Genomic DNA, 13,665 nt, shown 5'->3' on the forward strand with positions numbered 1-13,665 from the left:
AATCAAATTCGCTCACTAGTGATAAAAAAGCGTAAATGGGTAAATGCCTTGTGCCTCAAAGGAATAATTGCCTGGTAGGCTGGATCATTAAAGAATGCATAGATCGCCTCCCGATCCGGAAAAGATACCACAACAAATGCCTTTGGTGACCGACCTCCGTCCAAGACCTCTTCCACATCATAAGAGGCAATAGGCACTCCTCCATACTGTTGCATTAATTGCGGTGCCAGACCTATATACTGATCAAATGCCTGCGATTCTTTCAGGTTTGGTGAAGACTCTATATGTAAAAATACTGGTAACAAAGCAATAACCTCTTAAGCGTAAATAACTTTTAGTTGCTTAACTAATAGCTTCTAATGACTAACCTTGAGAGGCTACTCGCCTATGCCAAAAAACCAGAAGTGGAACTATCGCAAGCTCAATAATCGTAGGGGGTAAGACCTGATCATCCACCAATCCAAATTCCAGAATATTGCTTAAGCGGCCCAGACCGCCAATAAAGAGGGATAAAGCCACGAAGTAAAACAATGCTTTATGTTTTTCGATATTGCTCAGGAAATACAGTAGAACCACCCCCTGGGCAAAGAAAACACCAAAGGCAAATCGATATTGATTATCCCCAAATCCTCTCAAGGGGCTATCCGGGCCAAAAATCATAGCACCACCACTCAGAGCAGCACTGCCATTCAGCCCTCCAAATGCACTGATACCACCGGGTACAAAACAGATCACCGCTAGCGCTACCACTAACAATTGGAAAATTTTTCTTTCTATAGAACTCGCCTGATTCATAGTGTCACCTTAGTTTGCCGTATTTGGAGTGATGACCTAATCATATTGGCCAGTAAGGCCCTATTTTTGATATTTCTTGCGGTCTTGGTATCCCACTAAGACGGCAAGAAATGTCAAAAGACGAGGCGCTTAACCGCTTATCTTTCTCTCCAACAGCCGGGTATATCCATATCCGGGCACCAGTTCCCAATATCCACAGAGACAGAAAGATGATTAAGAGTGTTTTGATTACCGGAGCGAATGCAGGCTTAGGCAGGGAATGCGCCAAGCAACTGGCGGAATACCAGCAGATTAACAAGATCTATCTCGGCTGCCGCAATCTGCACAAAGCCAAGGAAGCCCAGGCCGAGCTGGTGTCGGAAACAGGCAGGAATATCTTCGAAGTATTGCTGATCGATGTCGCGGATCAACAATCCGTGAAAGAGGCAGTTAACAACCTGGACTCCCCAGTTGATGCGCTGGTTATGAATGCTGGCGGTACCGGGGGGAAAGAGTTTTACAACAAGACCCCCGAAGGAGTCACACAAATTTTCGCCGTCAACCTGCTTGGGCATGCTCTACTGACTAACGAGTTACTGAAAGCCAATAAATTAACCCAGACTGCTATCTATGCCGGCTCCGAGGCCGCTCGCGGCGTAGAAGAGATGGGTATGAAGCGACCAGACCTGAAAAGCGCCTCTGTGGAGGAATTTATGCAGATCTGTGAAGGAAAGCTCTATGCCAGTACCAAAGACGCTACGGTACCCTATGGTCCGATAAAGTATATGGGCGCCCTATGGATGTCTTCCATGGCGCGGGAATTCCCCCATATCCGCTTCGTAACCATGAGTCCCGGGGCTACGGTAGGCACAGAGGGCTTCAATACACTGTCGTTATTCAAGCAATATATGATGAAAGGCATGATGCAGATTATGCTGCTACTTGGCAAAGTCCACAAAGTAGAAATAGGCGCCAAGCGCTATATCGATGCCCTACTGGATACAAGATCCTTCCGCACAGGTATTTTTTACGGCAGTGAACGCGGATTGACTGGACCTCTTGGTGAACAGCGGAAGCTTTTCCCGGACCTGGACAATCCTACCTATCAAGACAATGCCAAAACGGCGATCAATCGCTTTATCTATTGAAGGGTCGCATCAGGGAAGGGCCCTGTACACCCTTCCCTGCCCCCAAGTTAACGCCACCGATACCGCTTGTTTACCTATACTTGACTGTTAAATACTTACTGCTAAAAACAGCCAATGTTTCGGGTAATCTTTTCCCTGCTGTTGTTAATTCCCCTTGCCCTGACTGCTGCTGAAGATGTAGCTAAAGCAACTCCCCTGCGGCTGCTGGATCCAGCAACTGTGGATAAGTTCGTCAATGAACTGCCAATACCCGCAGAAATCCGCCCTCAGGGCTCAGCCCCGATTAAACTACCCGCCCGCCCCACTGAAGTTTGGATGGGGCTACGGGATAAGGAAGGCAAACGTTTAATGACAAAAGCCTGGGGTTTTGAATATGCAGGTCGCATCCACTCTCCTGGCCCTACTATTCGCGCCCGAGAAGGCCAACCGGTATTTGTACACTGGGCCAATGAGCTACCGGGTCCACATCTATTTCCTGTGGATCGATCCATTCACCTCGCCGACGTAAAAGATCCAAAAGCTGTACCTATGGTTATCCACCTTCACGGCGGGCATACAGAGTGGAAAAGTGACGGCAATCCCCTCGCTTGGTACACCCGCAATTATCATGAGACGGGACCATTATTTGAGAAAAGGATTTACGAATACGACAACTCCCAGGATGCCGCCACTATCTGGTATCACGACCACACCCTGGGCATGACGCGCCTTAATGTTTACGCAGGTCTATTCGGTTTTTACCTGGTTGGCGATGACAATGAAGACCATCTGATACAGGAGAAGCTGCTCCCTGCAGAAGAGCGCACTTTTGTAGCCGCTATTACAGACAGCTTGTTTAGCTCCGATGGGCAGCTGTATTTTCCTGGCTGGAGGGACCAGCTTCCATCACCGGTTTCCCATGAGGTGGTTAAGGCCAATTGGCCCAATCCGTCCCATCTCGACGAAATTTTTGGCAATTTTATTCTGGTAAACGGTATGACCTGGCCCAAAGTCAGTGTCACTCCACACGTCTATCGATTGCGATTACTCAACGCATCCGATACCCGCACACTGATACTCAGGATCGACGAAAATACACCCTTTGTACAAGTCGGCGGTGACGGCGGATTTCTCGATTACCCTGTAAAATTGAACGAGTTGATATTGGCACCCGCAGAGCGAGCAGATGTTTTAGTAGATTTCAGCGGTTATGAAGGGCGTGAACTAACACTGCGAAACTTTGGACCGGATGTCCCTTTTAAAGGCTTTGTAGAGGCCAATGACCCAAAGAGTTCGATTCCACTTGTCTACAACCCGGGAGGTAAACGCGTATTAAGCGATGGACGCGGCGGCATCACACCAGCTACCGATCCAAATACTACAGGCCAGATTCTACAATTTCATATTGCTTCAGCACCGATCCCCCCCCCTTCTAATAAACAGAAATCAGAGATTAAAAATACCACTGGAGATTTAAAACTCAGCCTAAATACTCCCTTGCGCACCCCACTTAATAGGCTTAACCAAGCCAGTCGCACACGACAACTTGCCACCTATCGGTTGGATGACCCCTATGGCCGCAATCTGCTCATGTTAGGTCCAGTAAAGGAGGGCTCCCTATTTTTTGAAGATCCTACTACAGAAATAATCCAACACAACGCCGTTGAGATCTGGGAAATATACAACCCTACAGTATCGGCTCATCCAATCCATATTCATCTGGTGGAATTCCAGGTACTGGATCGCCAGCCTTTTAAAGGAAAACTTATTGCCAAGCAGCAGAAATTTATGCATACAGATAAGATATTTCAGGGTGCACGCCTGGAAATAGAATCTCTACAGGGAAAACCCCTTCCACCACAACCAGAAGAAAGCGGCCCCAAAGATACGGTCATCGCCCTTCCTGGCCAAGTAACACGGGTAATAGCCCGCTTCGACCGCGAAGGCCTTTATGTATGGCACTGCCATCTACTCTCCCATGAGGATTACGATATGATGAGGCCGTTTAGGGTGTTGGCACCAAAACATTCTGCCAACGATTAATCTTCTTCACGAACGAAGGACACTATCTCGAAATATAAACTACGTAACAGAGGAGCTCCTTGCCATGCTAATTGGGTTCTTCTAAAGACTTAATCTTTATTAGAAGAACATCTAGAGAAGGTTGCTCGGATATTGATCATAGACAAAATCTGGATAGCTTAAGGCTCTACTGCATAAGCAATACAGCGATATATCTATACCAAGTTTGAACCGGCCACAAATTTCACGTTAATAGATTACAACAACCTAAATGTGAAGAGATAGTAAAGCTAGCCACAGCAAAGCCCAACACCGGGGCATACCTTTGTACATGCAGGCGATACGGAAAATCGAATAACCTGATGATCACTTTTATTTACCTAATCGGCAAAATTTAATAACCGTGGGGGTTTCATAATTTTGCGACTACAACGAAAATACCGTCACATAAAGTATGCTAGTAACAACCACAGATAAGCCACCCTGTCACCTTTGGCCAAAAATGACCTGCCTGTTGTTTAATAGCCTTGAGGAAGGGTTCTTTTGAAAAAGAAAAAATCATACCTGGCAGATTTTGTAAAGTTTAGTATTTTCGATTTGTACATGAGGGAAGTTAAATGAAAGGTTGCAAGAAACCTTCAAGGAGCATATTTAGCAGCGGAATTTTCTGCATTGCATTAGCACTATCCGCATGTAGCGGCGGCGGGGGATCTGGAAGTAACGACACAACAAATCAAACCACTACGGAATATAACATAACCACGAGCCTTGGCGATGGAGGGGACATTGAGCCGAAGTCTGTAAAAGTGGGGCCAGGCCGCAATGCTCAATTCAATATTACATTAGATGAAGGATATGTAATCGAGTCTGCAGCTGGCTGTGGTGGGAACTTGGTTGGAACAACTTATACCACAAGTGTTATCGCCGACGATTGTGAGATCTCTGTTATTTTTAAACAAGAGTTTTTTAGGGTGACGACCGTCGCAGGGCCTGGAGGAAAGTTTCAATCTGATTCTCTGATCGGTAAAGGATCTATATCACTACACCTAATCCCAGACTCTGGATATGTAATTGACCAAGTTAGCGGCTGCTCCGGTACACTAGATGGCAATATTTATAAGACAGGTCAATTAATAAAAAATTGTGAAGTCTCAGCCACATTTAAACGAGGAACAACTTTAGATGTATCTGTTGAGCCAACGAAATCATTATATTTCACTTGGGTCGATACTCCTGGCGCCTCTCACTATAAATTACATGAAAATGTAGATGGACAAACAGGGTTTGTTCAAGTTGGCGAAGATATTACTCAGGGAACACAAAACTACAAGCATATTGTTCCTCTCTTCGCACGTGTTAACGCCTCATATTTCTTAGAAATTTGTTTTGGGCAGGTTTGTGAAAGTAGTAATACCGTATACGTAAGAGACTTATTAGCTAATGGTATTGGAGAAATATATCCAGAGAATTATGACCCTGTAGATGGCTACCTTTGTGACATGCAAATAAGCTCAGATCACTCAACCTTGGCAATTAGCCCATGCACCGAGAGTAGTTCTGCTGCAGGTATCAACAGTGATAGTAGTGATGAATCTTTTTCGCAAGCCGGAGCCGTGTATATCTTTTCTCTTAAAGACGGAGAATGGTTACAAGAAGCATATATAAAGCCAACTCACCCAGGTAATTATGATCACTTTGGTTACTCCATCGACCTTAGTGCAAATGGTTCTAGGTTAGTTGTTGGAGCTCCTGGTGAAAATAGCTTATCAACAGGCATCAATGGCGACAGCAGTGACGATTCAGGTTCAAGCGTAGGAGCAGTATATATATTCGAGAGGGAGCATTCAATCTGGTCACAGGTCGCATATCTTAAGCCCGATATAGCACCACCAAGTAATGAAAGAAGGTATTTTGGTAGATCAGTTTCAATCAATGATACTGGAACCCGAATTGCCGTCGGCTCTCCTTTTTCTGAAGGGCATGAAAGTGCAACAGGTAATGTTTATATTTTTGAACTAGTGAGCAAAGCTTGGGGGCAGTCTACTAAGATTTGGGCTAAAAAGAGTGACTCGCTGGATCAATTTGGTGAAAGCTTAGAGTTTGACTCATCTGGTAACATCCTGCTGATTGGTGCAATAGGAGAAGACAGCGCATCAGGTGGGGTAAACGGTGATGAGAGCAACAATTCAGAAAATAGCTCAGGAGCTGCGTATATCTTTAAATACGACGGAATAGAATGGTTGCAAAGAGCATATTTAAAACCAACTAGAGCCCGTGAGTATGAGCATTTTGGAGAATACCTAACTATAAGTGGCAACGGGAAGTATATCGCCATTGGCTCTAAGGAAGAGAGCAGCCGGTATCAAAGCGCCGGAGCAACATATGTATACCATTTTGATGGAGAGACGGCTTCACAAGCTGGGCTTTTACGAGCATCCAATCCCGATGAATATGATAAATTTGGAAGCAGTGTAAGCCTGAATTACGATGGTTCAAAATTGCTTGTGAGTGCTCCCGGTGAGGATAGCTATAGCAGTGCATTTTCAGGGAATCAAAATCACAATTACTATAAACTTGATGCTGGTGCACTCTATCTCTTTTCGCGGGAGGGCAATAGTTTTACTCAATCATCTTATATAAAATCTAAAAATGTCGATGAGTTTAAGATTATAAACTCCATTATTAGCCAACATAATGAGTCGATATTTACAGATGCATATAAACTAAACCAGGAAGATAGAGGGCGGCCTCTGATCTTAGTCTATTGATTTCCCACTAGTGGCAAAAAGCTCATGAAGAGTATAGAAACGATAAACTGTAATTATCAATGATAGAACTTGATACTTATTATGTAACTGGCGTCCAGTATTTCAGCCGGTTATCCTCAGTGTTCTGTCATTACTTAATCTCTTGCCAGAAAAGAAGTACTAGATACTATCTTCAACTGGCAGTTCTTTTCTAAGTGATTGATTAAGGTAATTCAAAACTAAATGCAGGAATTCACATCAGGACCATATATAGTCCTGATGTGAATAAATCAAAACCGCACTCAGCAGGGCACCAAAGCCTTAGCCACACGGGAGTTAGTCTCCCGCCCCAGCTGTTCAGAAATAAAGTTCCCAGCCTCTGCCAGCAACTGTAAATCCACGCCGGTTTCAATACCCATGCCATTGAGCATATAGAGTACATCCTCACTGGCAACATTACCGGAAGCGCCACGGGCATAGGGGCAGCCGCCCAGGCCGGCTACGGCGGAATCTACTACTGCGACACCCATTTGTAAGGCCGCGTAGATATTGGCCAAGGCCTGGCCGTAGGTATCGTGGAAATGCACCGCAAGTTTTTCCACAGGCACGCGGGTCATTACCTGCTCCAGCATACGCTTGGCGGATTCCGGGGTGCCGACACCGATGGTGTCGCCGAGGGAAATTTCGTAGCAGCCCATTTCCAGTAGAGCGGCACTAACTTCTGCCACTTTGGCCGGATCAATATCACCTTCATAGGGGCAACCAAGTACGCAGGATACGTATCCGCGCACGGGTATACCGTCTTGCTTCGCTTTTTCCACCAGTGGACGGAAGCGCTCAAGACTCTCAGCAATACTGCAATTAATATTTTTCTGGGTGAAGGCTTCTGAGGCCGCGCCGAATACGGCGACCTCATTTGCTTTGGCTTCCACTGCGCGCTCATAACCTTTTAAGTTTGGCGTGAGCGCGCTGTAGATAACACCGTCTTTGCGCTGGATACCCGCCAGCACTTCCTCGCTGGCGGCCATTTGCGGTACCCACTTGGGGCTGACAAAACTGCCGGCTTCAATAACCGACAGCCCACTGGCACTGAGCTTGTCCACCAGAGCGATACGGGTCTCCACAGAGATAGGCTGCTTTTCATTTTGCAGCCCATCGCGGGGGCCCACTTCGACGATTTTGACCTGTTTGGGCAAAGTCATTATTGCTCCTCCCCGGCAAAATCCACCAGCAGACTACCGCCATCCACTAGTTCACCTTCGGCACAGAAGAACTGCTGCACGGTGCCAGCGGCTGGAGCCCGCAGGGTGTGTTCCATTTTCATGGCTTCCATTACCAGTAGCGGCTGGTCTTTTTCCACCGTAGAGCCGGCCTCAACCAGCAGCGAAATTATGGTGCCGTTCATGGGGGCATCGAGGCCGTGGGCCTGGTCATTGCTCTCGCCCATATCCGGTGGCAACAGCTTGAATTCCACCTGGGTGCCATCGATAAATACGGCACCGCCATCGCGGGTATCCACGGCAGAGAAACTCATGCGACGGCCATCCACCAGCATCAAGTCGCGTCCCGGCAGAAGGCGAATCTCACCGCTGTTTTGTTCCTCAGGCAAAGCATCGCAAGTCCAGCGCAGGCTATCGCCTTCCGCAACAAAGCGAATTTGAGCGTGCTGGCCACGGTAGTCCACGGTCTGGGTGCGACTGCCAGCCAGAGCATTGCGCCAGTTATCACCATTGTGCCAAGGAGAGAAAGGATCCCGCTGAGGTGCGCTATTGCGCAGATCGCGCTCTTCGCGCTGCTGCAAATAACCGGCAATAGCAGCACATTTCAGCCGCGTCAGTGTCTGCTCCTGGTGCAGTACTTCCGCCTCGTAGTCCTCGATAAAGTGGGTCGAAATACAACCGCTGGCAAATGCCTGGTGATTGATCACTCGGCGCAGGAATTCGATATTGTGGCGCACACCGGCAATTTGATAATCACGCAGTGCGCGATCCAATTTGGCCAGGGCTTCTTTGCGGGTGCGGCCGTGGCAGATTAATTTGGCGATCATCGGGTCGTAATGCACGCTGATTTCATCGCCGGTCTGCACACCGGTATCCACTCGCACACCCTCGCCTTCCGCCGGGGGCTGGTGGCGCACCAACACACCCGTTGCCGGCAGGAAATCATTGTCCGGGTCTTCGGCGTAGATGCGCACTTCCATGGCGTGGCCGTTGATCTGCAGCTCATCCTGGCTCATGGGCAGGGTATCGCCAGCGGCAACTGACAGCTGCCAGGCCACCAGGTCCTGGTCGGTGATCATTTCCGTCACCGGGTGCTCCACCTGCAGGCGGGTATTCATTTCCATAAAGTAGAAGGCACCGCTGGCATCCAGCAGAAATTCCACCGTGCCGGCCCCCACGTAACCAATCGCGTGGGCCGCGCGCAGGGCCGCTTCACCCATGCGGGCGCGCAACTCCGGAGTCATACCCGGTGCGGGAGCTTCTTCCACTACTTTTTGGTGGCGGCGCTGCACCGAGCAATCCCGTTCAAACAGGTAGACGCCATTGCCCTGCTGATCACAGAACACCTGGATTTCCACATGGCGGGGACTCACCACATAGCGCTCTAGCAACATAATGTCGTCGCCAAAGGCATTCATGGCCTCACGCTTGGCAGCGGCCAGAGCTTCGTGGAATTCATCGGCACTGTCGACACGGCGCATGCCCTTACCACCGCCGCCGGCAGCAGCTTTCAGCAATACCGGATATCCGATGCGATTGGCATGGCCTTCCAACAGCTCTTCATTTTGATTGGTGCCATGGTAACCGGGCACCAGGGGCACATTGGCTTCTTCCATAATACGCTTGGCTGCGGACTTGGAGCCCATCGCCTCAATCGCGCCGGTGGGTGGGCCGACAAAAATAATGCCGTTGCTATCGCAGGCGCGGCAAAACTCCGCGTTTTCCGACAGGAAGCCATAACCCGGATGGATGGCATCGGCACCAGTCTGCTTGGCAGCACCCAATACTTTGTGGATATCCAGATACGAATCCCTGGCCGGGGCCGGACCCAGGTGCACCGCTTCGTCCGCCATCTGCACATGCAGAGCGTCGGCATCCGCATCGGAATAAACGGCGACAGTGGCCACCCCCAGGCGGCGCGCGGTCTTGATAATGCGACAGGCAATTTCGCCGCGATTAGCTATTAACAGTTTGCGAATCATAAAAATTACCCTTCGCTACCATTCATCCAACTGGGTGCACGCTTTTCCAAAAACGCACTCAACCCTTCCTGTCCTTCCGGCGACACACGCACGGCAGCGATCAGCGCGCTGGTCTGGCCCTGCAATTCATCGTTGATAACCCGGTTGGACATGGACATAGCCAGTTGCTTGGCCATGGCGACTGCCTTGGGGCCATTGTCGGCAATGGCATTCACTAATTTCTGCACATGCAGGTCCAGATCAGCCTCGGCACAGACTTCGGATACCAAACCGATCTGTTCCGCGCGTTCAGCGGGGAAACGTTCCGCTGTGACAAAGTAACGACGCGCATGGCGAGTGCCGATAGCATTGATGACATAGGGACTGATGGTGGCGGGCAGCAGCCCGATTTTGACTTCGGATAAACAGAAGCTGGCGCGCTCAGAGGCCACGGCCATATCGCAGCAGCTCACCAGGCCCACGGCCCCGCCAAAAGCGGCGCCCTGTACTCGCGCAATAGTGGGAGCTGGGAAAGTGTCGAGCTTGTACAGCATGGCGGCAAGCGCAGCTGCGTCGCGGCGGTTTTCCTCTTCTGAATAAGTCGCCATGCGCTTCATCCAGTTGAGGTCGGCTCCGGCAGAAAAGCTCTTGCCATTGGAGGCCAGTACCAACACACGCACAGCGGGGTTTTGCGCCAGGGTGTCAAAGGTGGTGGCCAGCTCGTGGATCAGTTCATCATCAAAAGCGTTGTGGATTTCCGGCCGGTTCAGGGTGACCGTGGCCACGCCCTCGCTATCCACTTCGCACAGCAATTTATCGCTCATTGTAATTCCTCGATTGGGGCGTCTATCAAAAGCGGCACCGGAACATTTCGCTGGCGCCGCAACCACGGTTCCTTACATGCGGAACACGCCGAACTTGGTCTCTTCCGGTTCCTTGTGGCTGGCCGCCGCCAGGCACAGACCGAGCACGCGGCGGGTATCCGCCGGATCGATAACGCCGTCATCCCACAAGCGCGCGGAGGCGTAGTATGGGTGCCCCTGGTGTTCGTAGTTATCCACAATCGGCTGCTTAAACTGGCGCTCTTCCTCTTCGCTCCAGGATTCCCCTCGGGCGGCCATCTGGTCGCGCTTCACCTGGGCCAATACGCCAGCAGCCTGTTCCCCTCCCATAACCGAGATGCGCGCATTGGGCCACATAAACAGGAAGTTGGGATCGTAGGCGCGGCCACACATACCGTAGTTACCGGCGCCGAAAGAGCCTCCGATAAGGATGGTAATTTTGGGCACCTTGGCGGTAGCGACAGCGGTCACCATCTTGGCGCCGTGTTTGGCGATGCCGCCCGCCTCGTACTGTTTGCCCACCATGAAACCAGTGATATTTTGCAGGAAAACCAATGGAATCTTGCGCTGCGCGCACAACTCAATAAAGTGCGCGCCCTTCTGCGCACTCTCCGCAAACAGGATGCCGTTATTGGCAACAATTCCCACCGGGTAGCCCTGGATACGGGCAAAACCGGTTACCAGGGTGGTGCCGTACAACGCTTTAAATTCATCGAACTCGGATCCATCCACAACCCTCGCGATAATCTCGCGCACGTCAAACGGCTGGCGCGAATCTTTGGGCACCACGCCGTAAATGTCTTCCGGTGGATAAATCGGCTCCACTGGCTTTTGGATATCCAGGCCGGGGGTTTTGATGCGGTTCAGGCGCGCTACAGAGCGGCGCGCCAACTGCAGGGCGTGTACATCATTATTGGCGTAGTGATCGGAAACCCCGGAAGTGCGACAGTGCACCTCGGCACCGCCAAGTTCCTCCGCGGAAACTTCTTCACCGGTGGCCGCTTTCACCAGGGGCGGGCCCGCCAGGAAGATGGTGGCCTGCTCTTTCACCATAATGGATTCGTCTGCCATGGCCGGCACATAGGCTCCACCGGCGGTGCAGCTACCCATAACCACCGCGATCTGCGGAATATTCTGTGCAGAGAGATTGGCTTGGTTAAAGAAGATGCGACCGAAGTGCTCACGGTCTGGGAAAACGTCGTCCTGGCGCGGCAAATTAGCACCACCGGAATCCACCAGGTAAATGCATGGCAGATTGTTCTGCTCGGCGATGGTCTGCGCGCGCAGGTGTTTTTTTACTGTGAGGGGATAATAGGTTCCACCTTTTACAGTGGCATCGTTAGCTACTATCACACAGGGCTGACCGGAAACGGTGCCAATACCGGTAATAATACCCGCGGCCGGAACATCCTCACCGTAAACCTCGTGAGCCGCCAGCTGGGAGAATTCCATAAAAGGGCTACCCGGATCGAGCAGCGCATCGATACGGTCCCGTGGCAATAATTTTCCTCGCGCCAGGTGTTTTTCCCTTGCGCGCTCGCCGCCGCCCTGGGCGATGGCTTCCACTTTCTCGCGCAGGTCTGCCACCAGCGCCTGCATCTGCTCGCGGTTTTCGCCAAAGGCGGCATCGCGCGTGTTTATTTTGCTCTGCAACTGATTCATAAAGTCCGATTCACTTTCCCGGAGAAAAGACCTCCACAGGGCGCAGCTTATTGCCGCAGTGCCCGGCTGGAGACAGCTGCCGCCGGCAGGCGCCGGCGGCGAGAAGAAATGCCCAGCCTTAGCGGGTCTCTTTAAACAGCTCGCGACCAATCAGCATACGGCGCACTTCAGAAGTGCCCGCGCCGATTTCGTAGAGCTTGGCATCGCGCAGCAGACGGCCAGTGGCGTACTCGTTGATGTAGCCATTGCCGCCCAGTGTCTGGATAGCCTGCAGGGCCATCTGTGTTGCGCGCTCCGCAGTAAACAGGATTACAGCGGCGGCGTCCTTGCGCGAGTCCTCACCGCGATCACAAGCCCGGGCCACAGCGTACAGGTAAGAGCGGCTGGCATTCAGGTCAGCGTACATATCGGCGATCTTGCCCTGCATCAGCTGGAACTCACCGATGGCCTTGCCGAACTGCTTGCGCTCGTGAATATAGGGAACCACCACATCCAGGCAGGCCTGCATAATTCCGACGGGGCCTCCAGAGAGAATGGTGCGCTCGTAGTCGAGACCGCTCATCAATACGCGCACACCGCCGTTCAGTTCACCGAGGATATTTTCTTCCGGCACTTCACAGTCTTCGAACACCAGCTCACAGGTGTTGGAACCGCGCATGCCCAGCTTGTCGAGTTTCTGCGCCTGGGAGAAACCGGCAAAGCCGCGCTCAACAATAAACGCAGTGATACCACCGGAGCTGATGCCCGGCTCAGTGCGAGCGTAGATCACATAGGTATCGGCATCGGGACCGTTGGTGATCCACATTTTATTGCCGTTCAAAACAAAGCGATCACCGCGCTTCTCGGCGCGCAGTTGCAGACTTACCACGTCGGAACCGGAGTTGGGCTCACTCATGGCCAAGGCGCCTACATGTTCACCGGAACAGAGCTTGGGCAGGTACTTGAGCTTCTGCTCGCGGGTACCATTTTTACGGATCTGGTTTACGCACAGGTTGGAGTGGGCACCATAGGACAAGCCCACAGAAGCAGAGGCGCGGGAAATCTCTTCCATGGCCACAGCGTGTGCCAGGTAACCCATATTGGAACCGCCGAACTCCTCCTCCACGGTCATGCCCAGCAGACCCAGCTCGCCAAACTTTTTCCACATATCCGCTGGGAACAGGTTGTCTTCATCGATCTGCGCCGCGCGTGGGGCCAGCTCCGCCTGGCAGAACTTGTAAACCATGTCACGGAGCATATCGATGTCTTCACCGAGACCGAAATTCAGGGTTGGGTAGGAGGTGTTCATAACGGCTCCATTGATATTTAAA

At 51.0% G+C, this 13,665-nt stretch carries 10 protein-coding genes; 3 read left to right on the forward strand and 7 right to left on the reverse strand.

Features of this window, described 5'->3' with window-relative positions:
- Positions 1-2 precede the first annotated feature (2 nt).
- Together ACJJIR_RS19865 and ACJJIR_RS19870 are read right to left on the reverse strand one after the other, a co-directional pair.
- A complete protein-coding gene (locus tag ACJJIR_RS19865) occupies positions 3-305 on the reverse strand; it encodes a DUF1330 domain-containing protein (protein ID WP_444906562.1) in 303 nt (100 codons plus the stop codon).
- 58 nt (positions 306-363) lie between these two features.
- Positions 364-795 carry a DUF4345 domain-containing protein gene (locus ACJJIR_RS19870; RefSeq protein WP_444906563.1) on the reverse strand — a complete coding sequence of 144 codons (432 nt, stop codon included), beginning with the start codon at positions 793-795 and terminating at the stop codon, positions 364-366.
- 209 nt (positions 796-1,004) lie between these two features.
- Between ACJJIR_RS19870 and ACJJIR_RS19875 the strand changes: the two genes are divergently transcribed.
- From ACJJIR_RS19875 to ACJJIR_RS19885, 3 genes are all read left to right on the forward strand, one after another.
- Positions 1,005-1,922: an SDR family NAD(P)-dependent oxidoreductase gene (locus ACJJIR_RS19875; protein ID WP_444906564.1), complete on the forward strand. Its 918-nt coding sequence runs from the start codon at positions 1,005-1,007 to the stop codon at positions 1,920-1,922.
- Positions 1,923-2,036: 114 nt separating this feature from the next.
- Positions 2,037-3,944 (forward strand): multicopper oxidase family protein, encoded by a 1,908-nt coding sequence (locus tag ACJJIR_RS19880; RefSeq protein WP_444906565.1) that lies wholly within the window; start codon positions 2,037-2,039, stop codon positions 3,942-3,944.
- Between the two features lie 596 nt (positions 3,945-4,540).
- Positions 4,541-6,691 carry a hypothetical protein gene (locus ACJJIR_RS19885; protein ID WP_444906566.1) on the forward strand — a complete coding sequence of 717 codons (2,151 nt, stop codon included), beginning with the start codon at positions 4,541-4,543 and terminating at the stop codon, positions 6,689-6,691.
- 281 nt (positions 6,692-6,972) lie between these two features.
- Here the strand turns inward: ACJJIR_RS19885 and ACJJIR_RS19890 are convergent, their stop codons facing one another.
- From ACJJIR_RS19890 to ACJJIR_RS19910, 5 genes are all read right to left on the reverse strand, one after another.
- Positions 6,973-7,872, reverse strand: a complete 900-nt coding sequence (locus ACJJIR_RS19890; RefSeq protein ID WP_444906567.1) for a hydroxymethylglutaryl-CoA lyase — start codon at positions 7,870-7,872, stop codon at positions 6,973-6,975.
- Positions 7,872-9,872, reverse strand: a complete 2,001-nt coding sequence (locus ACJJIR_RS19895) for an acetyl/propionyl/methylcrotonyl-CoA carboxylase subunit alpha (RefSeq protein ID WP_444906568.1) — start codon at positions 9,870-9,872, stop codon at positions 7,872-7,874. The genes ACJJIR_RS19890 and ACJJIR_RS19895 overlap by 1 nt, the downstream gene beginning before the upstream one ends.
- A 5-nt stretch (positions 9,873-9,877) precedes the next feature.
- A complete protein-coding gene (locus ACJJIR_RS19900; RefSeq protein ID WP_282934596.1) occupies positions 9,878-10,675 on the reverse strand; it encodes an enoyl-CoA hydratase/isomerase family protein in 798 nt (265 codons plus the stop codon).
- Between the two features lie 72 nt (positions 10,676-10,747).
- The gene (locus tag ACJJIR_RS19905; RefSeq protein WP_444906569.1) at positions 10,748-12,355 is read right to left on the reverse strand and encodes a carboxyl transferase domain-containing protein; all 1,608 of its coding nucleotides are present in this window, start codon (positions 12,353-12,355) and stop codon (positions 10,748-10,750) included.
- A gap of 118 nt (positions 12,356-12,473) precedes the next feature.
- Positions 12,474-13,643 (reverse strand): isovaleryl-CoA dehydrogenase, encoded by a 1,170-nt coding sequence (locus tag ACJJIR_RS19910; RefSeq protein WP_444895377.1) that lies wholly within the window; start codon positions 13,641-13,643, stop codon positions 12,474-12,476.
- Between the last annotated feature and the right edge of the window lie 22 nt (positions 13,644-13,665).

Source organism: Microbulbifer maximicatervae (SeqCode), from assembly GCF_052467385.1.